Origin of the sequence: Georgenia satyanarayanai (assembly GCF_900116375.1) — a bacterium.
In the GTDB taxonomy this organism is placed as follows: Bacteria; Actinomycetota; Actinomycetes; order Actinomycetales; family Actinomycetaceae; genus Oceanitalea; species Oceanitalea nanhaiensis.
On record NZ_UETB01000005.1, the window covers coordinates 75,717 to 96,047 of the forward strand.

Below are 20,331 nucleotides of genomic sequence, written 5' to 3' on the forward strand. Positions count from 1 at the left end.
GGTGCCGACAGGTCCCCCAGCAACGACCTCCGTGGGTGTGTCGCGCTGCCGTTGTCACAACCCAGCGCTCGGCGGGGAGGACGTCGGCCGTCGCCGGGAGGGGTCGGCGGGCGCGGTGGGGCGGTCAGTCGGAGAGGGTCGGGGCGCGCGGGACGGTGACGTCGTAGACGGAGGCCTCTCGCTCGCGCAGGACGGCGAGGACGGCGGCCTTGAGCTCGGACTCCTCCACGCTCCCCCACAGGACCTCCGCGCCGTCGGTGAGCTCCAGCCTGATGGAGGCCGGGTTGGCCGCGCCGGCGGTGTCGACCTCGGCCCGCACGTCCGGGGGCAGCTCGGCGAGCACGGTGAGCACCGCGCTCAGCGTCTCCCCCGCCCGCTCGCCCTCCAGCGGCACCGTGACCCGAGGCAGGCCCTCCGGCGCCTCCTCCGCGGCTCCGACGACCACGCCGTCGGCGTCGAGCAGGACGAGCCCGTCCTCGGCGGTCGCGGCCGCCACGGGTTCGCGGGGGACGACGTCGACGGCGAGGCCGCGCGGCCACTCGCGCGTCACGGTCGCCGAGCGCACCGTGGTGATGGCGCGCACGTCGTCGGCCAGGGCACCGGTGTCCAGGCGGGTGAGGGGCGTGCCGGCATGCTCCTCGACGAGCGCCATGACCTCCTCCCGAGGCACGGTCGTGCCCTCCCCGACACCGGAGACGGTGACCTCGGCGACGTCGAGCGCGAGCAGCGGGGACAGGAGGAGCGCCCAGGCGATCCCCCCGAGCACGGCGAGCACGCCGACGGCGAGCAGCACCTTGCGCCAGGCGAGGCGGCGTCGCGCACGTGCCTGCTCGGCGAGCCGCTCGAGGAAGCCGGGGCCCTGCGGCAGGCTCGGGTCCGGCTGCTGACGCACGGGCAGCCAGCGCCGGCGCTCGGCCGGCTCCGCGCGCCCAGTAGCCGGCTCGGCCGGCTCCGCACGCCCGGGGGTGACCTCGCGGGGCTCGTCGACCGCCGCCTGGTCCGCGTCCGGCCCGCGGCGCGGCTGGCGCGGCGCTGCCGGCGGCCTCACGCCCGCTCCGTCAGGAGCGCCAGGACGCGGGGTCCGAGCTCGGTGACGTCCCCGGCGCCCATGGTGAGGACGAGGTCGCCGGGGCGCGCGAGGGCGGCGACGGCCGCGGCCGCCTCCTGGCGGTCGGCCACGTACCGGGCGCCGTCGGCGAGGGCGGTGATGAGCGAGCCGTCCACGCCCTGGACCGGGTCCTCGCGGGCGGCGTAGACGTCGGTGACGACGACCTCGTCCGCGGCGCCCAGCGCGGCGGCGAACTCGGCGGCGAAGGTCTGCGTGCGCGAGTAGAGGTGAGGCTGGAAGAGGACGACGACGCGGCCCTCGCCCGCGGCGAGCCGGGCCGCGGCGAGCGTGGCGGCGACCTCGGTGGGGTGGTGGGCGTAGTCGTCGACGACGCGCACGCCGGCACTCTCCCCGCGCATCTCGAAGCGTCGCCCCGTGCCGCGGAAGGCCCCGAGCGCGGTGGCCATCTCCTGCGGCTCGGCGCCGAGGGCGACGCCGGCGCACCACGCCGCGGTCGCGTTGCGGACGTTGTGGGCGCCGGTGACGGCGAGCTCCAGGCGCACCGGTGGCTCCCCCGGCCGCCCGAGGGTGGCGCGGGCGCCGGCCGCGCCGACCGCGAGGTCGCTGATGCGCACGTGGCCCTCCCCCACGCCCGGCGCCGCGCCGGTGCCGTAGGTGAGCACGCGGCCGGGGGCGTGCCGGGCCAGGCGCAGCGCGCCGTCGTCGTCCGCGCACACGACGAGCACACCGGTGACCCGGGCGGCGAAGTCGACGAAGGCCTGCTCGAAGGCCTCCCGCGAGCCGTAGTGGTCGAGGTGGTCCGGCTCGACGTTCGTCACGACGGCGACGGCGGGACGGTAGTTGAGGAAGGAGCCGTCAGACTCGTCGGCCTCCGCGACGAAGGCGCGCCCCGTGCCGAGGTGCGCGCCGGTGCCGAGCCCGGCGACCTGCCCGCCGATGGCGTAGCTCGGGTCCGCGCCGGCCTCGGTGAGGGCGACGGCGAGCATCGCCGACGTCGTCGTCTTGCCGTGGGCACCGGCGACGGCCACGAAGTCCTGCTCCCCCGCGGCGACGACGAGCGCCTCCGAGCGGTGGAGGACCGGCAGGCCGAGCTCGCGGGCGCGGACGAGCTCGGGGTTGTCCGGGCGGACCGCGGTGGACACGACGACGGTCGCGTCACCCGGCACCTGCGCGGCGGCGTGCCCGGCGCGGGCGCGCACCCCCAGCCCGCGCAGGCGCTCGAGCGTGGCACTGTCGCGTGCGTCGGAGCCGGAGACCTCCAGGCCTCGCGCGGCGAGCAGCTCGGCGACCGGGGCCATGCCCGCCCCGCCGACACCGATGAGGTGGTAACGGCTCACGGCGTCACCTGCGCGGCGTCGACGACGAGCTCGGCGAGCCGGGCGGCGCCGTCGCGGATCCCCACGCCGGCAGCCGCGTGGCTCGTCGCGGCGAGACGGTCGTGATCGGCGAGCAGCTCGAGGAGCGGGCCGGTGACGTAGGCGGGCGTGAGGTCGGCGTCGGCGACGATCGTCCCGCCACCGGCGGCGACGACGTCGGCGGCGTTGCGTCGCTGCTCGCCGTTGCCGATGGGCAGGGGCACGTAGACGGCGCCGATGCCGAGGGCGGCGAGCTCGCTCACCGTGCCGGCGCCGGACCGGGCGAGGACGAGGTCGGCGACGGCGTAGGCGCTGGCCATGTCGTCCAGGTAGGGGCGCACGTGGTAGCCCGCCAGCCCGGCGGTGGCGGCGCGGACGGGCTCGTCCTTGCCCTGGCCGGTGAGGTGGAGGACCTGGATGCCGGCGTCGGTGAGGGCGCGGGCGCCCCCGGCGACGGCCTCGTTGACACGCTGGGCCCCGAGGGAGCCGCCGGTGACGAGCAGGGTGGTGCGGTGCGGCTCGAGGCCCAGGGCGGCGGCCCCGGCGATCCGGCGTGCCGTCGCGTCCGACTCGCGCTCGGCGACGAGCTCGGCGATGGCGGCCCGCAGCGGCAGGCCGGTGAGCACCGCGCGCGGCAGCGGGGTGCCGGGGAAGGACACCGCGACGTGGCGGGCCCAGCGGGCGCCGAGCCGGTTGGCGAGCCCGGGACGGGCGTTCTGCTCGTGGACGACGACCGGCACCCCGAGGCGCCGCGCGGCGAGGTAGGCCGGGGTGGCGACGTAGCCGCCGAAGCCGACGACGACCTGCGCGCGGGAGTCGGTGATGGCCTCGGCAGCCGCGCGGACGGCGGAACGCAGCCGGCCCGGCAGGCGCAGCAGGTCCGGCGAGGGGCGGCGCGGCAGCGGCACGCGCGGGACGTGGCGCAGGGGCAGCCCGGCGTCGGGCACGAGGCGGGCCTCGAGGCCCGCGGCGGTGCCGAGCACGGTGATGTCCGCGCCGCCGGGTAGGGCCTGGAGCGCGGTGGCGGTGGCGAGCAGGGGGTTGACGTGGCCGGCGGTCCCGCCGCCGGCGAGGAGGGCGCGCAGCTCAGCCACGTCCGCGCCCCACGACCGCCAGGGAGCGACGCACGACGCCGCGCCGGGCGCGCAGCGCGGCACCGGCGCCGGGCTCGTCGCGCGCGAAGGCGAGGACCACGCCCATGGCGAGCAGGGTGGCGATGAGCGCCGAGCCGCCGGCCGACACGAGCGGCAGCGGCACGCCGATGACGGGCAGGAACCCGATGACGACACCGATGTTGATGAGCGCCTGGCCCAGGATCCAGGCCGCGATGGCGCCGGTGGTGATCTTGACGAAGGGGTCGGGGTGCCGGCGCACGACGCGGAACATCCCGGTGGCGAGGGCCGCGAAGAGGCCCAGGACGAGGAGCGTGCCCCACAGGCCGAGCTCCTCGCCGAGGATCGCGAAGATGTAGTCGTTGTGGGCCTCGGGCAGGTAGGCCCACTTCTCCCGCGAGGCGCCGAGCCCGAGGCCCGAGATGCCCCCGGTGCCCAGGCCGTAGAGCCCGTGGAGGGTCTGGTAGCACGCGGCGCTCTCGTCGCACTCCCCGCCGAAGACCGCCATGATGCGCTGCATGCGGTTGTCCGAGAGGACCACGAGGAACGCCAGCGCGCCGGCGCCCGCGACCATGGCGGCGCCGAACCACTTGAGCGGGACCCCAGCGACGAACATGGCCCCGGCGACGACGAGGGCGACGACCATCGCCGTCCCGAGGTCCCGGCCGACGAGCACCAGGCCGAGCGCGAGGACCGCGACCGCGATCCCCGGCACGAGGACGTGCTGCCACCGGTGCAGGAGGTGGGCCTTGCGGGCGAGGACGAGCCCGAGCCACACGGCGAGCGCGAGCTTGAGGAACTCCGAGGGCTGGATCGTCTGGCCGGCGCCCGGGATGTAGATCCAGTTCGTGTTGCCCTTCTCGCCGCGAGCCAGCGGCGTGAGGATCAGCGCCTGCAGCAGGAGGCCCAGACCGAGCGCGGGCCACGCGAGCTTGCGGTACCAGGCCACCGGGACCCGGCTGGCGACGACCATGAGCGGTACGCCGACGAGCGCGAAGACCGCCTGGTCGAGGAAGAAGCCGTACGGGCTGCCGGTCTCCCGGATCGAGGTGATCGAGGACGCGGAGAGCACCATGACGACGCCGATGGCGAGGAGCAGCAGGGTGGCCCCGCCGACGAGGTAGTAGCTGAGGACCGCCGGGCCACGGGTGGCCGGGTGGTCGGTCTCCCGCGCGCCGGTGCGCAGCGAGCGCGTGGCCGGTGCGGCGGCCCGCGGGAGACGCCCCGGCTGCACGGCCGTCATCCCGGCTCCCCGGGCAGGGCACGGACGGCGGCGGCGAAGGCGTCCCCGCGGGCGCCGTAGCCGGCGAACTGGTCCATGGACGCGCACGCCGGGGCGAGCAGCACGGTGTCGCCCGGGCGGGCGAGCCGCGCGGCCGCGGCGACGGCGTCGGTCATCACCTGTCCAGTGTCGCCAGCCTCGACCTCGGTGACGGGCACATCCGGTGCGTGTCGTGCAAGTGCCTCGCGCAGCGGGGCACGGTCCACGCCGATGAGGACGACGGCGCGCAGCCGGTCGGCGACCTCCCGCACGAGCTCGTCGAAGGTGGCGCCCTTGGCCAGGCCCCCGGCGACCCAGACGCCACGGCCGGCGGGCAGCGCCGCGAGGCTGGCGCGGGCGGCGTGGGCGTTGGTCGCCTTGGAGTCGTCGACCCAGGTGACCTCCCCGCGGGTGGCGACGAGCTCGATGCGGTGGCGGCCGCCGTCGTAGGCGCGCAGGCCCTCGGTCACCGCCTGGGCGGGCACCCCGTGCGCGCGGGCCAGCGCGGCGGCGGCCAGCGCGTCGGCGACGACGTGCCCCGGCACCTCCCCGCCCGGCAGCGGCGCGAGGTGGGCGAGGTCGGCGAGGGTGGCGAGGGACGCCGCGGTCGTCTGCCGGCGCGGCTCGAAGGCACGGTCGCACAGGACGTCCTCGACGATCCCGAGCTCGCCGACCGCCGGGGTGCCGAGCACCGTCCCGACGGCGCGGGCGCCCTCGGCGACGTCGGCCTGCTCGACCATCGCGCGGGTCGTCGCGTCGGTGTAGACGCAGGCCTTGCGGGTGCGGGCGTAGACGCGGGCCTTGGCGTCGCGGTAGGCCGCGAAGGAGCCGTGCCAGTCGAGGTGGTCGGGGGCGAGGTTGAGGCAGACGGAGGCCTCGGGCGCCACGCTGTGGGTGAGGTGGAGCTGGAAGCTCGACAGCTCGACGGCCAGCGCGTCGACCCCGCCCTCGGCCACGACCCGCACGACGGGGGTGCCGACGTTCCCGACGGCCGGGGCCCGCAGACCCGCGGCGGTGAGGATGGCACTGAGCATGCCGACCGTCGTCGTCTTGCCGTTGGTGCCGGTGAGGGTGAGCCAGGCGGGCGCCGTCGTCGTCGCCGTCTGCTGCACCTGCCAGGCGAGCTCGACCTCGCTCCAGCACGGCAGGCCCGCGGCGGCTGCCCGGGTGAGCAGCGGGGAGGTCGCCGGGACGCCCGGGGACACGACGGCGAGGTCCGCCCCGGCGCCGAGCACGGCGTCGGCGAGGGCGGCGTCGTCGTCCGCGGCGAGGAGGGCCGGGCGCGGGCCGAGCTCCGCGCGGGCGGCCTCGACGGCGGCCTCGCTGCGGTCGACGCCGGTGACGCGGGCCCCGAGGGTGGTGAGGACGTCGACGGCGGCGCGCCCGGAGGCCCCGAGGCCGACGACGACGACGTGCGCGTCGCCGAGCCCGCTCACGCCGTCACCCACTCCGCGTAGAAGATGCCCAGCCCCAGGGCCACGCACAGGGCGGCGATGAGCCAGAAGCGGATGACGATCGTCACCTCTCCCCAGCCCCCGAGCTCGAAGTGGTGGTGCAGCGGTGCCATGCGGAAGACGCGTCTGCCGGTCGCCTTGAAGAAGCCGATCTGGATGACGTCGCTCATGACGATGATGACGAAGAGGCCGCCGATGACGATGGCGAGGAACTGGGTGTGGGTGAGGATCGAGAAGCCGGCGATCGCGCCGCCGAGGGCGAGGGAGCCGGTGTCGCCCATGAAGATCTGCGCGGGCGAGGCGTTCCACCACAGGAAGCCGAGGCAGGCGCCGATGAGCGCCGCACCGATGAGCGAGACGTCTCGCGGGTCGCGCACCTCGTAGCAGGCCGACCACGCCGCGCCCGGGTCGGAGAGGAACTGGCAGTTCTGGTTGGACTGCCACATCGCGATGACCGTGTACGCCGCGAAGACCATCGCCGAGGCTCCGGTGGCGAGGCCGTCCAGGCCGTCGGTGAGGTTGACGGCGTTGGACCACGCGGTGATGAGGAAGTTCGCCCAGACGATGAAGAGGATGAGCCCGAGGAACGCGCCGGCGAAGGCGAGGTCGATCGAGGTGTCACGCACGCCGGAGACGTGGGTCGAGCCGGGGGTGCGGAAGTTCTCGTTGGGGAACTGGAGGGCGAGCACCGCGAAGGTGATGCCGACGAAGGCCTGTCCGATGATCTTCCAGCGGGCGCGCAGGCCCAGCGAGCGCTGCCGGCTGATCTTGATGTAGTCGTCGGCGAAGCCGATGAGGCCCAGGCCGACGATGAGGAAGAGGAGCAGGAGCCCCGAGGCGTTGGGCGAGCGGCCCGCCGAGAGGTTGGCGACCGCGTAGCCGATGACGGTGGCGAGGATGATGACGACGCCGCCCATCGTCGGCGTGCCGCGCTTGGTGTAGTGCGCGGTGGGACCGTCCTGGCGGATGAACTGGCCGTAGTTGCGCTTCGTGAGGAAGCGGATGAACAGCGGCGTGCCGAAGAGCGCGACGACGAGAGCGGTGGCCCCCGCCACGAGGACGGTCACCACGCGGCGCCACCCCCCTGCGTCAGCAGTTCCGCCAGGCGCCACACGCCTGAGCCGTTGGACCCCTTGAGCAGCACGAGGTCGCCCTCCTGGAGGAGCTCGTCGAGAAGGGCCGCGGCGGCATCGGCGTCGGCGGGACAGTGGACCTGCGGGCCCTCGCCCGCACCCCGGCGCACCGGCTCGCCCGCCGGGCCGAGGGCGACGACGACGTCGACCCCGAGCTCCGCGGCGAGGCGTCCGACGTCCTCGTGGGCACGCTCGGCCTCCGGGCCGAGCTCGAGCATCTCCCCGACGACGGCGACCCTGCGGCGGGCGGGCATCGCCGCGACGGCGCGCAGGGCGGCGGCCATGGAGTCGGGGTTGGCGTTGTAGGCGTCGTCGAGGACGACGACGCCGTCGGGCCGCTGGGTGACGGCCATGCGGTGCGCGCTCACGCGCTCGGCGGTGCCCAGCGCGTGGGCGACCGCCCCGGCGTCCAGCCCCAGGGCGAGCGCGGCGCCGGCGACGGCGAGCGCGTTGGCGACCTGGTGCTCCCCGTGCAGGGCCAGGCGCACCGGGTGGCTCGTGCGCACGCCGGAGGCATCGGTGTGGAGGACGAAGGAGGCGCGGGCCTGCTCGTCGAGGGTGACGTCGGTGGCGCGGACGTCGGCGCCCTCGCCGCGCCCGACGAAGGTGACCGGCCCGGGTGCGGCGGCGGCCATGGCGGCCACGCGCGCGTCGTCGGCGTTGAGGACGGCGGTGCCGCCCGGGATCAGGCCCGCGACGATCTCCGCCTTGGCACGGGCGACGGCGTCGATGGTCCCGAAGCCGCCCATGTGGGCGTGGCCGACGACGAGGACGACGGCGACGTCGAGCGGGGCGATCCGGGTGAGGTAGTCGATGTGCCCGGGGCCGCTGGCGCCCATCTCGAGGACGAGGTAGCGGGTCTCCCGGGTCGCCGAGAGCACGGTGAGCGGCAGGCCGATCTCGTTGTTGAAGGACTCGCGCGGTGCGACGGTGGGCCCAGCCTGGGCGAGCACCTGGGCCAGCACGTCCTTCGTCGTCGTCTTGCCGACCGAGCCGGTGAGGCCGACGACGCTGAGCGAGCCCTCGGCGCGCAGCCGGGCGAGCACCTCACGGGCGAGCTCCCCGAGCGCGGCGACGGAGTCCTCGACGAGGACGTGCGGGGCGTCGACCGCGTGCTCGGCCACGACGACGGCCGCGCCCGCGGCGTGGGCCGCGGCGGCGTGCTCGTGCCCGTCGGTGCGCTCCCCGCGCACGGCGACGAAGACCGAGCCCGGGCCGGCCAGCCGGGAGTCGGTGACGACCCCTCCGGTCAGGAGCTGCTGCGGGTCCACGCCCACCGGGCGTCCGCCGACGGCCTGGGCGAGCTGGGCGACGGTGAGGTGGATCACTGCTGCTCCCACCGGAGCTGGTCGTCTGAAGTCACGTCTCGACAATCTATCCGCAGCGGGCTCACTCTGCCCGCATGGGGAAGAGTGACGCTGGCGTCGTTGACGGCGGGATGCCGAGGTGCTGGAGGGTGTAGCCGGCGATGTCCTTGAACGCGGGGGCGGCGATGATCGAGGACGGCACCTGGTGGCGCGGGTGGTAGACGACGATGCCGACGGCGAACTGCGGGTCGTCCGCCGGGGCGACCCCGACGAAGTTCGCGACGGTGCGGGTGAGGTTGCCGTTCTCGTCGGGGACCTGCGCGGTCCCCGTCTTGCCGGCGAGGCGGTACCCGTCGAGCTGCCCGAGGACGCCGGTGCCCTCCTGGGTGACGACCCCCTCCATCATCGTCACCATCTGCGCGGCGGTCTCCTCGCTCACCACCTGACGGCCCTCGGGGAGCTCGGCGGCGTGGAAGCGGCCCGTCGCGTCCGTCGTGCCGTCGACCAGCCGCGGAGCGTGGTAGACACCGTCGTTGCCGAGGGCGGCGGCGATCGCGGTGTTCTGGACCAGGTTGACGGCCAGGCCCTGACCGAACATCGTCGTGTAGCGCTGGCGACCGTCCCACGCCTCGGGCGCGGCGAGGATGCCGGGCGTCTCCCCCGGGAGCTCGATGCCGGTGCGCTCCCCCATGCCGAAGGCGCGGAAGTACTCGTAGCGCTCCTCGTCGCTCATCCGGTCACCGATCATCACGGTGCCGGTGTTCGACGACGTCGCGAGGATCCCGGCGACCGTCATCTCCTCGGTGGCGTGCGGGTCCGCGTCGGAGAAGGTCTGCCCGGACGGGGTGGTGAAGCGGTCGGGCGTCGAGAAGGTCGTCGTCGGGGTGACGGCGCCGGTGTCGATGGCGGCGGCGAAGGTGGGGAGCTTGCCGGTCGAGCCGTTCTCGTAGGCGGCCTGGACGGCGCGCGAGCCACGGTTCTCCGGAGGGCTGGCCTGGTAGTCGTTCGGGTCGACGGCGTCGGAGTCGGCGATGGCCAGGACCCGGCCGGTGCTGATCTCCTGGACGACCATCGCGCTCCACGCGGCCTTGAAGGTGTCGTTGGTCTCGTCGATGATCTGCTGCGCGCGGAACTGGACGTCCCGGTCGATCGTCGTGTGGACGGTGTCGCCGGGCTCGGCGGGGACCGTCTCGCGCAGGCCGGTGGGGATGGACTGCCCGGTGCGCCCGATCTCCACGACGCTGCTGCCCGGCACGCCGCGCAGCTGCTCCTCGAAGCTCAGCTCGAGGCCGGCCAGCCCCTCGTTGTCCCGCCCGACGTACCCGAGGACGTTGCCGGCGGTGTTGCCGTTGGGGTAGAGCCGCTCGGAGGTCTGCTCGGGCTCGATGCCGGGGATCCTCAGCGCCTGGACCTCGCGCCACTCCTCCGGGGTGAGGCCGCGGGCGATGTAGGCGAAGGTCGAGTCGCCGACCATGTCCGCGCCGAGCTCGGCGGGGTCACGGTCCAGGAGCGGGGCGAGCAGGGCCGCCGCGGCGACGGCGCCCTCCTTCTCCTCGCCGTCGATCTCCGCGGTGAACTCGCGGACCTTGAGCTGGTTGACGCCGACGTTGTAGCGCTGCACGGAGGTGGCGAGAACCTCCCCGTTCGCGTCGAGGATGTCCCCGCGCATGGCCTGGATCGTGGAGTGCGACAGGCGGCTGTTGAGCGCGTCCTCGGCCAGGCGCGGGCCCTCGAGGGCCTGGACGTAGACGAGGCGGCCGGCGAAGACGATGACGATCGCGAGGACGACGGCCAGCACGGCGTTGTGGCGCCGCACGAGGGTGCGGCCACTCACTCCCCGTCACTCCCGCCGAGGATCGTGCCCTCCCGGAGGGAGATGAAGTCGACCCGCTCGGCGGGCTCCATGCCCAGGTCCTCGGCGCGGCGCTGGAGGCTGGCGGGCGAGCCGGCCTCCTCGACCTGCTGGACGAGTGCGGTCTGCGTCTCCTCGAGCCGGTTGAGGGTGCGGGTGGCGTCGTGGATCGCGTAGGCGTCCACGGCCATCTGGGTGTTGATGAGCAGCGCCGCGACGAGCGAGCCGAGCAGGATCGTCGCGCACAGCAGGAGGTAGGGCACGAGGGACCGGGCCGGCGCGGGGCTGCGCACGACCTGGAGCCGCGGGCGCCAGGACCGACGCGGCTCGACTGCGGCGGTACGGGCGGGCATCGCACTCATGCGGCGCTCCTTGATCGTGGACGCATGTGGTCGGGGGTGGGGCGGGTTCGTTCGGCGGCGCGCAGGCGGACGGAGGTGGCGCGCGGGTTGGCGGCGCGCTCCGCGTCGTCGGCCTCCTCCGCGCCGCGGGTGAGCAGCCGGAGGTAGGGCCGGTGGGTCTCGGGCTCGACCGGGAAGTCCGGGGGCGCCGAGGAGGTGGCCCCGCGGGCCAGGGCGCGCTTGACGGCCCGGTCCTCGAGGGAGTGGTAGGCCATGACGACGATCCGCCCGCCGACGGACAGGGACTCCAGGGCCCGCGGCAGGGTCCGCTCGAGGACGGCCAGCTCGTCGTTGACGGCGATGCGCAGTGCCTGGAAGGTCCGCTTGGCGGGGTTGCCCCCGGTCCGGCGGGTGGCGGCGGGGATGGAGGCGCGGACGAGGTCGACCAGCTCGCCGGTGCGCTCGATCGGCTGCTGCTCGCGGCGGCGGACGATGGCCGACGCGACGCGCCCGGCGAAGCGCTCCTCACCGTAGTCGCGCAGGATGCGGCGCAGCTCGCCCACGGACGCCGTGGCGAGGAGCTCGGCGGCGCTGACGCCCCGGGTGGGGTCCATCCGCATGTCGAGCGGGGCGTCCTGGGCGTAGGCGAAGCCGCGGTCGGCCTCGTCGAGCTGGAGGGAGGAGACGCCGAGGTCCATGAGGATGCCGTCCACCCCCCCGGTCGCGTGGTCTGCGGCGACCCGGTCGACGTCGTCGTAGACGGCGTGGACGGCGGTGAACCGCTCCCCGAACGGGGCGAGCCGGGCACCGGCCAGCGCGATGGCCTGCGGGTCGCGGTCGATGCCGACGACCCGGGCCTCGGGGAAGCGCTGCAGCGCGAGCTCGCTGTGCCCGCCCATGCCGAGGGTCGTGTCGATGAGCACCGCGCCCGGGCGCTCGAGGGCCGGGGCGAGGAGGTCGAGGCAGCGTGCGGCGAGCACGGGGACATGACGCTCGGCGGCGCTGCGGTCCTCGGTCATGTCCCTCCTCCCTCTCTCGGTCTGGTGCTGCTCGGTCGTGCCACTGTCGGGGGCCCTCCACCACCCGACCAGGACTCCCGCCGCCAGGCTCTGGCGCCGGGGAAGTGCGTCAGAGTCGCGGTGAGAGACCTCGTCGTGCGGAGGTCGAGCCGTCAGAAGAGTCCGGGGACCACCTCCTCCGCGGTGTCGGCGAAGGCGTCCTCGGAGGCGGCCAGGTAGTCCTCCCACGCGGTGGCCGACCAGATTTCCACCCGGGAGCCCGTGCCGATGACGGCCAGGTCCCGCTCGAGGCCGGCGTACTGGCGCAGGTGGGTGGGGATGGTGATGCGGCCCTGCTTGTCGGGCTGCTCGTCGGTGGCTCCGGCGAGCAGGACGCGGGAGTAGTCGCGCACGCGGCGGTCGGTGACCGGCGCCTTGCGCAGCTGCTCGTGGATCTCCTCGAACTCCCGCATCGGGTAGGCCGCCAGACACCGTTCCTGACCCTTGGTGAGGACCAGGCCACCGGCGAGCTGGTCGCGGAACTTCGCGGGAAGGATGAGGCGGCCCTTGTCGTCCAGGCGCGGGTGGTAGGTGCCGAGGAACACGCAGTCCACCACCCTTCACCGAACCACTCGCCGCCAATGCGCCCCACATTACTCCACTTCCCTCCCCCGTCAACGGAAAGGTGCGCCACATCGCACCCGGCGTCCGGCGTCGTCGCAGGTCAGATGCGGTGGGGCGAAGTGGAGGACGGTTCACGCCGCTGTGCCGTCGGCGCGTCGCCACGACGTGCTCCGGTGCCTCGATCCGCGCCTCCGGGCGCGGTGGGGAGCGATGTGGAGCGCAACGGTGCCCCGCGGTGGAGCGATGTGGAGCGGGCCGGGGACGCCCGGACCCGGAGCCCCCCCGACGGCGGACCCGGCGCTCGCGCCGACGGTGCGGACCGGTACCACCCAGCCGCACCCACCCCGCGGTGGAGCGAGGTGGAGCGTCCTCAGGAACGCCGAGAGCCGGACTCCTCGGAGGAGGAGCCCGGCTCTCGTGGGAGGGGGCGGTGGGTCAGCGGCCGCGCTGGTCGCGGCGGCGGTCCCAACGCTCCTCGAGACGCTGCATGAATCCGCCACGCTGCGGGGCGGCCGGCCGGCTGCTGCGGGGCCGCGAGGCGGGCGCCTTGGGTGCGGCGCCCCGCGGCTTGGAGATGGCGAGCATGACCCCGCCGAGCATCGCGACGAAGCCGAGGACCCCGAGCCACACGAGGGAGGCGGCGACGCCTCCGACGAGCATCGCGAGGCCGGCGAGGACCGCGAGGGTCCCCAGGGCGAGGCGACGGCCGGAGTAGCGCTGCTCGGAGGTGAAGGTGCTCACCAGGCGGGGGTCGGAACGGAGCTGCTGCTCCATCTGGCTGAGCACCCGCTGCTCATACTCAGAAAGAGGCATCGGTCCTCCGATCCTGGTCGAGGTGTGCCCTCCACGAGGGCGACTGAGCCAAGTTTAGGTCGCCGGAGCGCCGGGGGAAAGCCGACCGGGGCAGGACTCTGCTCATGAGTGCCCCTGCTGGCCGCGCGCCGCCGCCTCGGGCCTCGCGTCCGGCTCCCCCGCCTGCTCCGCGGAGCGCTCGAGGAGCGAGGCGGGGCGCAGCGCGGACGGGCCGAAACGTCGCCGGATCGTGTCCATCGCCGTCTCCGCCTCGCGCCGGTTGTCGTCCTCGCCGAGGCGGAGCTGGACACCCTCGCCGGCCGGCTGCAGCTGCTCCAGCCGCACCCCGAGGAGCCGCACGCCGCCGGGGGGCACGGCGACGTCGTCGAGGAGGGAGCGGGCGACGGCGAAGACCTCGTGGGCGACGTCCGTCGCCTCGGTGGCACGCGAGCGGGTGATCGTGCGGAAGTCGGAGAACCGGACCTTGACCGCCACGGTGCGTCCCCTCATGCCAGCGGCCCGCAGCCGGGCCGCCGTCCGGTGCGCCTGGTCGAGGAGGACCGTCTCGAGGGTGGCGCGGTCGGTGACGTCCGCAGCGAAGGTCGTCTCGGTCCCGACCGACTTCTCCACGCGCTCCGGCTCGACGGCGCGCGGGTCGCGGCCGGCCGCGAGGTCGTGCAGCCGCTGCCCGGCGGCCACACCGAGGATCCGGTGCAGCGTGCGCACCGGCTGGGCCGCGAGCGCCTCCACGGTGTCGATGCCGTGGACGTGCAGCCGCTCGCGGGTGCGCTCCCCCACGCCCCACAGCGCCCCCACCGGCAGGGAGTGGAGGAAGGGCACGGTGGCCTCGCGCGGGACGAGGAGCAGCCCGTCGGGCTTCGCGTGGCTGGACGCGAGCTTGGCGACGAACTTGGTCGCCGCCACCCCCACGGACGCCGGGACCCCGAGCTCGCGGTGGATGCGCTCGCGCAGGGCACGGGCGATGGCCACGGGAGGCCCGAGCCGCCGCCGGGCGCCGGAGACGTCGAGGAAGGCCTCGTCGATGCTCACCTTCTCCATGACGGGGGTCACGTCGGCGAGGATCGCCATGACCTGCCGTGACACACGGGTGTAGGTGTCGTGGTGCGGCGGGAGGACCACGGCCTGCGGGCACAGCGCCCGGGCGCGCGCCATCGGCATGGCCGAGTGCACGCCGAAGCGCCGGGCCTCGTAGGTGGCCGACAGGACGACGCCGCGCTGCTCGCCACCGACGATGACCGGCCGGCCGAGGAGCTCGGGACGGTCGAGCAGCTCGACCGCGGCGAAGAAGGCGTCCATGTCGACGTGCAGGACGCTGGTGCCCGTGTCGTCGCTGCCCCAGTCCCGCCGGGCCGCGGCACTGCGCTCACCTCTGCTCATGTCGCGTCCAGGCTAGCCTGGAGCGCATGCCCGAGCGCCCAGCCTCCCGACGGCGCGGCCGCAGCAGGCGACTGCCCCTCCCCGACCTGCCCGAGGGGCCGGTGCGGACCTCCACCGGGGTGGTCGAGCTCCTGCGCGACCCCTCCAGGCCGTCGGCCGTCACCGTCTTCATCAACGACGCCGAGAGCTCCTACGTCGACCTCGCCGACCCCGCCCACCTCGAGTTCGAGTACATGCAGCAGATGACGGTCGTGCTCGAGGAGGCCGGCCCGCCGGCGCCCGCGCCGCTGCGTGCCGTCCACCTCGGCGGCGCCGGCTGCGCCCTCCCGCGGGCCGTGGAGGCGGCCCGCCCGGGCTCGACCCAGCTCGTCGTCGAGATCGACGCCGAGCTCGCCCGGCTGTCACGGCTGTGGTTCGACCTGCCCCGCGCGCCCCGCCTGCGGGTGCGGGTGGCCGACGCCCGCGCCGCCCTCGGGACGCTCACCCCCGGGTCCTGGGACGTCGTCGTGCGGGACGTCTTCGCCGGCGTCGTCGTCCCGTCCCACGTGCGGACCGTGGAGGCCGCCGAGGAGGCACGCAGCGCACTCACCGAGGACGGCCTGTACCTCGTCAACCTCACCGACCGGCCACCTCTCACCGTGGCCCGCGCCGAGGTCGCCACCCTGCGGGAGGTCTTCCCGCACGTCGCGCTCGTCGCCGACCCGGCGATCCTGCGAGGGCGCCGCTACGGCAACGTCGTGCTCGTCGGGTCGGCGCACCCGGTCGCGACGCCGGGCCTGGCCCGGGCCCTGCGCGGGCTGCCGCTGCCGGTCCGCCTCGTGGCGGGCGAGGAGCTCGTCGACTTCGCCGGCTCCCACGCCCCCCGCCACGACGACGTCCCGGTCGCGTCACCCGGCGAGTCCTGAGCCGGGGACGACGAAGGGGCCCGCACCGTCACCGGTGCGAGCCCCTTCAGAGGTGTCAGAGCGGGCGGACGCTCTCCGCCTGCGGGCCCTTCGGGCCCTGCGTGATCTCGAACTCGACGCGCTGCGCCTCCTCGAGGGAGCGGTAGCCGTCGGACTCGATCGCGGAGTAGTGGACGAAGACGTCAGCGCCGCCACCGTCCTGGGCGATGAAGCCGTAGCCCTTCTCCGCGTTGAACCACTTCACGGTTCCCTGTGCCATGTGCTGTGTCCTTCCGGGGACGTTGTGGAACCGACCGTGTGCCGGCTCCGCCGTGCCGCAATGCCTCGTCCCACGTCGTGCTAGGCCCAGCCATGGCCAGGGTCATACGTAAGCGAACTGCAACTGCAACGACGTCAAGTGTGGCACGTCCGTGCCGCCGTGACCAGTGATTCAACGACCCCTGGCCCGTGCCGTCCGGACGGCCGTTACGCGTCCCCCCGCTGCTCCGGGAGGTCGTCTCCCGCGGCGTCGTCGGGGCCCGTCGCAGGGTCGTGGTCCGCGAGGAAGGCCTCGACGGCGGCGCCGATCTCGTCGGCGGTGGGGAGGTCGACGGGCTGGGCGAGGAGGGTCGCCTTCGTCTCCTGGTTCACACCGCGCATGAAGGCGTCGTACTGCTGCTCCAGGGCCGTGACGACCGCCGTGACCTCCGGCGAGGCGGCGACCTGACGCTCGATCTCGTTCGCGGCCTCGGTGGCCGCCTCCTCGAGGTCCCCGACGGGCAGGGCCAGCTCGGCCGAGCGCGCGGTCTGGCGGACGAGCTCGGCGGCGGCCTGGTGGAAGTGGCTCTGCGCGAGGTAGTGCGGCACGTTGGCGGAGAAGCCGACGGCCTGGTGGCCGGCCTGCCCGAGGCGGTACTCGAGCAGCCCGGTGACGCTGCCGGGCACCTGGACGGTGCCGATGATCTCCGGCTGCACGGGCACGAGCCCGGGCTCGCTGGCGTGGGCGGTCACGGTCGTGGGCCGGGTGTGGGGCACGCCCATCGGCACGCCGTGGATGTTGATCGTGCGCTGGACGCCGTGCCGCTCGACGACGTCGATGACGGCGTCCACGAAGGCGTGCCACCGCAGGTCGGGCTCGGTGCCGTGGAGGAGGAGCAGCTCGGTGCCCTCGTCGTCGCGCAGGACGTCCAGGACGACGTAGGGCTCCTCGTAGTCCGTCCAGCGCCAGCTCTCGAAGGTCATCGGCGGCCGGTGCGCCCGGTAGTCGACGAGCTCGTCGACGCGGAAGGTGAGCAGCCGCTGGTGCTCGAGGGTGGCGGTGAGGTGTCGCGCGGCGAGCGCGGCCGCGTGTCCCGCGTCCATGGCTCCGGTCAGCGCGTTGACGAGCACGCGCGCGCGGACGTCCCCTGCGTCGGGGTGCACGTCGTACAGCTCCACCACGTTCTCCTCCTCAGGCTTCGGTCACCGGGTGGAACGCGCGGGCACCGGCCCGCATTCCCGGTGGGTCAGCGGCCGGGCAGGCGCACGACCGACACGAAGAAGTCGTCGATCTTGCGGACGACCTCGATGAAGCGCTCGAAGTCCACCGGCTTGGTGACGTAGGCGTTCGCGTGCAGGTTGTAGCTGCGCAGGATGTCCTCCTCGGCGTCGGAGGTCGTGAGCACGACGACGGGGATGCGGCGCAGCTCCGGGTCGGCCTTGAGCTCACCGAGGACCTCGCGGCCGTCCATCCGCGGCAGGTTGAGGTCGAGCAGCACGAGGTCCGGCGTCGGCGCGTCGGCGTACTCCCCCTCCTTGCGCAGGTAGGCCATGGCGGACTCGCCGTCGGCGACGACGGTGAGCTGGTTGGCGACCTTGTAGTCGGCGAAGGCCTCCTCGGTCATGAGGACGTCCCCGGGGTCGTCCTCGATGAGCAGCACCTCGATCATGTCGGTCATCCGTCCACCTCGCTCGTCAACGGGCCGCCGGCGGCGCCCGGGGTCATGATGGCACGCTCGCCGTCCACCTCCGCGCGTGGCCCGAGGTTCGGCAGCGCCCGGGACACGGACAGCGGGACGGTCCACCGCACGGTCGTGCCCTCGCTCGGTTCCTGGTGCTCCACCCAGATGCGGCCCCCGTGGTGCTCGACGATGCGCTTGCACATCGCCAGGCCGATGCCCGTGCCGCTGTAGGCGTCCTTGGCGTGGAGGCGCTGGAAGATCACGAACACCCGCTCGGCGTGGCGCGGCTCGATGCCGATGCCGTTGTCGCTGCAGCGGAACAGCCACTCCGAGCCCACCCGTTGCACGCCGACGTGCACGCGCGGGGTCGCGTCGGGGCGGCGGAACTTCACCGCGTTGGCCACGAGGTTCTGCAGGAGCTGGGTGAGGAGGCCGGCATGTCCGAGGACCTCCGGCAGCGGGTCGCAGGTGACCTGCGCGCCGGTCTCCTCGATCATCTCCGACAGGTTGTCCAGGGCGTCGGTGAGGCAGTCCCCGACGTCGACCTGCGTGGGCTCCGCGTCTCCGCGTCCCAGGCGCGAGAAGGCGAGGAGGTCCTGGATGAGGCGCTGCATGCGCCGCGCGCCGTCGGAGGCGAAGGCGATGTACTGGTGCCCGCGCTCGTCGAGCTGGTCGCCGTAGCGCCGCTCGAGCAGCTGGGTGAAGGACGCCACCTTGCGCAGGGGCTCCTGGAGGTCGTGGGAGGCGACGTAGGCGAACTGCTCGAGGTCGCGGTTGGAGGCCTCGAGCTCGACACGGGCACGCTCGGTCGTGGCGATCTGCGCGACGAGGTGCCGGCGCATGAGGTCGACGTCGTGGGCGAGCGCGACGATCTCGTCGGGCCCGGAGACGGCCACCGGCCGGTCCAGCTCGCCCTCCGCGACGGCCCGGCTGCCCTCGGCGAGCTCGTCGAGCGGGTCGGTCACCCAGCGGCGCAGGTAGGACCACAGGAGGATCCCGGTGACGAGGCCGAGGACCGCGAGCGCCACGACGGACCCGAGCAGCACCCGCTGCCAGGCGGCCATCGCCGCGGCGCCCTCGGCGCGGTAGTCGATGAGGTCGTCCAGCGCATCGCGCAGGGAGCTGCGCACGTCGCCGAAGAGCTCGGCGCCCGGCTCCTGCCACTCCCCGAGGTCGACGTCGATCTCGGGCGAGCGGGTCGCCTCGATGAGGGGCTTGGCGTAGCCGGCACGCCAGTCGTCGGTGGCGTCGGCGAGCGTGTCGAAGTGCGCGTCGAGCTCGGGCACCCGCGGCAGGATCTCGACGAGTCCCGCGCGCACGCGGTCGGGGCGACCGTAGGCGAGCGCGGTGTAGGAGGCGAGGAACTCCTCGTCGCCGCTGAGCGCGTAGGCACGCACGGCGGCCTCGGCGTTGATGAGGTCGGCCTGCAGCTCCTCGAGCTCGACGACGGCGTTGAAGATGTCGCCCGTGACCTCGTCCTGGTAGCGGGAGAGCTGGCTGAAGGCGGCGACGGCCACCACGAGGGCCAGTCCGAGCGAGACGCCGGCGACGACGATCGCGGTGCGCAGGCGGTTGCGCAGGGTCCACGCCCCGCGCCTCACGCCGGGGCCCAGCCGAGGAGGGTGAACTCGACCTGCCCGTCCGGCCCGTAGGCGCGCACCGCACGCTCGACGGTGTCGGCGAGCGCGGCGTCGTCGCCGGTACCGCGGGAGGCGGCCTCGAGCACGGTGGCGAGCGAGGTCTCCTCGGGGGCCGCGCGGCCCGCCTGGTCGAGCACGGCGGTGTGGAGGACGAGCAGCCGGTCCGGCTCGCGCAGCTGCGTGCGCACGGCCGGGCGCTGAGCCGCCCCGGAGCCGAGCGGCGCACCGCGGTCGGCGGCCGCGGCCAGCGGGCCGGCGTCCGCGGACAGGAGCAGCGGGGCGTGGTGGCCCGCCAGGTGGCACACCGCCTCGCGGCTGCCCGGCAGGAGCTCGACGACGACGGCGCTGACCGCCCCTCCGTGGGCCGCCGCGAGGCGGTCCAGGACGGCGAGGACCTCGGTGACGGGCAGCTCGCTCAGCGCGAGCGCACGGAAGGCAGCACGGACGCTGACGGCGAGCCCCGCCGCTGCCGGTCCGCTCCCGGCCGCGGTCCCGGTGACCGCGAGCACCGTGCCGTCGGGGCGCTCGACGACGTCGCACAGCTGGGGTGAGAGCGGCCCGCCGTCGTTGCCACGGAGCAGCACCCGGACCGGGGCCCGGGCCAGTCGCGGACCCGGGCGCAGCTCGGCGGCGAGGCTCGAGACGGCCTCGACGTGGGCGCGCTCCTCCTCCTTGTCGCGCTTCTCGCGGTCGCCGCGGCGGCGCTCGACGGCGTAGCGGACCGCGCGGCCCAGGGCCTCGCCGTCGACCGTGCCCTTGACGAGGTAGTCGTCGGCGCCCGCGCCGACGGCCTCGAGGCCGCGGTCGGCGTCGTCGAGGCCGGTGAGGACGACGACGGCGGCGCTGGAGGCGCGGCGCAGCTGGAGAAGGGCGTCGAGGCCCGAGGCGTCCGGGAGGCCGAGGTCGAGGAGGATGCAGTCGACCGGCATGACGAGGGCGTCCAGCGCCGCCTCGAGGCTCCACGCCCGCGTGACGTCCGTGTCGATCCCGGCGTCGTGGAGCAGCTCCTCGACGAGCACGGCGTCGCCGTCGTCGTCCTCCACGAGGAGGAGGTGGAGGGCTGCAGAGGCCTCGCTGTCGGTCACTGTGGTCCTTCCGTCGGTGGCGCCATAGTACGCAGCGGTGAAGGGGGCAACGGACGCACGGCACGCGCGCCGTCGTCCATAATGGT

At 74.6% G+C, this 20,331-nt stretch carries 19 protein-coding genes; 1 reads left to right on the forward strand and 18 read right to left on the reverse strand.

Translation table 11 applies throughout. From position 1 onward, the window contains the following. Positions 1 to 124: 124 nt before the first annotated feature. The 13 genes from DSZ44_RS08895 to dinB all read right to left on the reverse strand — a co-directional run bounded on the left by DSZ44_RS08895 (position 125) and on the right by dinB (position 14,696). On the reverse strand, positions 125 to 1,048 hold the full coding sequence (locus tag DSZ44_RS08895; RefSeq protein WP_110852271.1) for a cell division protein FtsQ/DivIB: 924 nt from the start codon (positions 1,046 to 1,048) through the stop codon (positions 125 to 127). Continuing rightward, complete coding sequence (gene murC, locus DSZ44_RS08900; RefSeq protein WP_502530284.1) at positions 1,045 to 2,367, reverse strand: UDP-N-acetylmuramate--L-alanine ligase; 1,323 nt, start codon at positions 2,365 to 2,367, stop codon at positions 1,045 to 1,047. The genes DSZ44_RS08895 and murC overlap by 4 nt, the downstream gene beginning before the upstream one ends. 35 nt (positions 2,368 to 2,402) lie before the next feature. Continuing rightward, a complete protein-coding gene (murG, locus tag DSZ44_RS08905; protein WP_220035144.1) occupies positions 2,403 to 3,518 on the reverse strand; it encodes an undecaprenyldiphospho-muramoylpentapeptide beta-N-acetylglucosaminyltransferase in 1,116 nt (371 codons plus the stop codon). Continuing rightward, positions 3,511 to 4,779, reverse strand: coding sequence for a putative lipid II flippase FtsW (gene ftsW / locus DSZ44_RS08910; protein ID WP_110852273.1), 1,269 nt, complete (start codon positions 4,777 to 4,779; stop codon positions 3,511 to 3,513). The genes murG and ftsW overlap by 8 nt, the downstream gene beginning before the upstream one ends. Continuing rightward, entirely contained in the window at positions 4,776 to 6,233 is a 1,458-nt protein-coding gene (murD, locus tag DSZ44_RS08915) for a UDP-N-acetylmuramoyl-L-alanine--D-glutamate ligase (RefSeq protein WP_110852388.1), read from the reverse strand. The genes ftsW and murD overlap by 4 nt, the downstream gene beginning before the upstream one ends. Further along, a complete protein-coding gene (gene mraY / locus DSZ44_RS08920) occupies positions 6,230 to 7,321 on the reverse strand; it encodes a phospho-N-acetylmuramoyl-pentapeptide-transferase (RefSeq protein ID WP_110852274.1) in 1,092 nt (363 codons plus the stop codon). The genes murD and mraY overlap by 4 nt, the downstream gene beginning before the upstream one ends. Next, positions 7,315 to 8,712 carry a UDP-N-acetylmuramoyl-tripeptide--D-alanyl-D-alanine ligase gene (locus DSZ44_RS08925; protein WP_110852275.1) on the reverse strand — a complete coding sequence of 466 codons (1,398 nt, stop codon included), beginning with the start codon at positions 8,710 to 8,712 and terminating at the stop codon, positions 7,315 to 7,317. Before DSZ44_RS08925 ends, mraY begins: the two co-directional genes overlap by 7 nt. A gap of 61 nt (positions 8,713 to 8,773) precedes the next feature. After that, entirely contained in the window at positions 8,774 to 10,525 is a 1,752-nt protein-coding gene (locus tag DSZ44_RS08930; protein ID WP_110852276.1) for a peptidoglycan D,D-transpeptidase FtsI family protein, read from the reverse strand. Further along, on the reverse strand, positions 10,522 to 10,905 hold the full coding sequence (gene ftsL / locus DSZ44_RS08935; protein WP_110852277.1) for a cell division protein FtsL: 384 nt from the start codon (positions 10,903 to 10,905) through the stop codon (positions 10,522 to 10,524). The genes DSZ44_RS08930 and ftsL overlap by 4 nt, the downstream gene beginning before the upstream one ends. Next, entirely contained in the window at positions 10,902 to 11,903 is a 1,002-nt protein-coding gene (gene rsmH / locus DSZ44_RS08940) for a 16S rRNA (cytosine(1402)-N(4))-methyltransferase RsmH (protein ID WP_110852278.1), read from the reverse strand. The genes ftsL and rsmH overlap by 4 nt, the downstream gene beginning before the upstream one ends. A gap of 152 nt (positions 11,904 to 12,055) precedes the next feature. Then, positions 12,056 to 12,487: a division/cell wall cluster transcriptional repressor MraZ gene (gene mraZ / locus DSZ44_RS08945; protein ID WP_110852389.1), complete on the reverse strand. Its 432-nt coding sequence runs from the start codon at positions 12,485 to 12,487 to the stop codon at positions 12,056 to 12,058. A gap of 454 nt (positions 12,488 to 12,941) precedes the next feature. Next, positions 12,942 to 13,319 (reverse strand): SCO2097 family morphological protein, encoded by a 378-nt coding sequence (locus DSZ44_RS08950; RefSeq protein ID WP_110852279.1) that lies wholly within the window; start codon positions 13,317 to 13,319, stop codon positions 12,942 to 12,944. Positions 13,320 to 13,421: 102 nt separating this feature from the next. Further along, complete coding sequence (gene dinB, locus DSZ44_RS08955) at positions 13,422 to 14,696, reverse strand: DNA polymerase IV (protein WP_110852280.1); 1,275 nt, start codon at positions 14,694 to 14,696, stop codon at positions 13,422 to 13,424. A 26-nt stretch (positions 14,697 to 14,722) separates the two neighbouring features. On the opposite strand from dinB, the gene DSZ44_RS08960 reads away from it, so the two are divergent. After that, positions 14,723 to 15,601, forward strand: a complete 879-nt coding sequence (locus DSZ44_RS08960; protein WP_181424584.1) for a spermidine synthase — start codon at positions 14,723 to 14,725, stop codon at positions 15,599 to 15,601. A gap of 55 nt (positions 15,602 to 15,656) precedes the next feature. On the opposite strand, the gene DSZ44_RS08965 is transcribed toward DSZ44_RS08960, so the two are convergent. The 5 genes from DSZ44_RS08965 to DSZ44_RS08985 form a co-directional block, all read right to left on the reverse strand. Beyond that, the gene (locus tag DSZ44_RS08965; protein ID WP_110852282.1) at positions 15,657 to 15,860 is read right to left on the reverse strand and encodes a cold-shock protein; all 204 of its coding nucleotides are present in this window, start codon (positions 15,858 to 15,860) and stop codon (positions 15,657 to 15,659) included. 206 nt (positions 15,861 to 16,066) lie between these two features. Continuing rightward, complete coding sequence (locus DSZ44_RS08970; RefSeq protein WP_258369351.1) at positions 16,067 to 17,017, reverse strand: PAC2 family protein; 951 nt, start codon at positions 17,015 to 17,017, stop codon at positions 16,067 to 16,069. Positions 17,018 to 17,085: 68 nt separating this feature from the next. Beyond that, positions 17,086 to 17,517 carry a response regulator gene (locus tag DSZ44_RS08975; protein WP_110852283.1) on the reverse strand — a complete coding sequence of 144 codons (432 nt, stop codon included), beginning with the start codon at positions 17,515 to 17,517 and terminating at the stop codon, positions 17,086 to 17,088. After that, positions 17,514 to 19,121, reverse strand: coding sequence for a sensor histidine kinase (locus DSZ44_RS08980; RefSeq protein ID WP_258369352.1), 1,608 nt, complete (start codon positions 19,119 to 19,121; stop codon positions 17,514 to 17,516). Before DSZ44_RS08980 ends, DSZ44_RS08975 begins: the two co-directional genes overlap by 4 nt. Next, entirely contained in the window at positions 19,118 to 20,245 is a 1,128-nt protein-coding gene (locus DSZ44_RS08985) for a SpoIIE family protein phosphatase (protein WP_110852284.1), read from the reverse strand. Before DSZ44_RS08985 ends, DSZ44_RS08980 begins: the two co-directional genes overlap by 4 nt. Between the last annotated feature and the right edge of the window lie 86 nt (positions 20,246 to 20,331).

What these genes read in the sequence shown, in the direction of transcription:
- murC (WP_502530284.1), bottom strand. Translation starts at nt 2,367, where the DNA reads ATGGCCCCGGTCGCCGAGCTGCTCGCCGCGCGAGGCCTGGAGGTCTCC.
- ftsW (WP_110852273.1), bottom strand. Translation starts at nt 4,779, where the DNA reads ATGACGGCCGTGCAGCCGGGGCGTCTCCCGCGGGCCGCCGCACCGGCC.
- ftsL (WP_110852277.1), bottom strand. Translation starts at nt 10,905, where the DNA reads ATGAGTGCGATGCCCGCCCGTACCGCCGCAGTCGAGCCGCGTCGGTCC.
- rsmH (WP_110852278.1), bottom strand. Translation starts at nt 11,903, where the DNA reads ATGACCGAGGACCGCAGCGCCGCCGAGCGTCATGTCCCCGTGCTCGCC.
- DSZ44_RS08950 (WP_110852279.1), bottom strand. Translation starts at nt 13,319, where the DNA reads ATGCCTCTTTCTGAGTATGAGCAGCGGGTGCTCAGCCAGATGGAGCAG.
- dinB (WP_110852280.1), bottom strand. Translation starts at nt 14,696, where the DNA reads ATGAGCAGAGGTGAGCGCAGTGCCGCGGCCCGGCGGGACTGGGGCAGC.
- DSZ44_RS08960 (WP_181424584.1), top strand. Translation starts at nt 14,723, where the DNA reads ATGCCCGAGCGCCCAGCCTCCCGACGGCGCGGCCGCAGCAGGCGACTG.
- DSZ44_RS08965 (WP_110852282.1), bottom strand. Translation starts at nt 15,860, where the DNA reads ATGGCACAGGGAACCGTGAAGTGGTTCAACGCGGAGAAGGGCTACGGC.
- DSZ44_RS08975 (WP_110852283.1), bottom strand. Translation starts at nt 17,517, where the DNA reads ATGACCGACATGATCGAGGTGCTGCTCATCGAGGACGACCCCGGGGAC.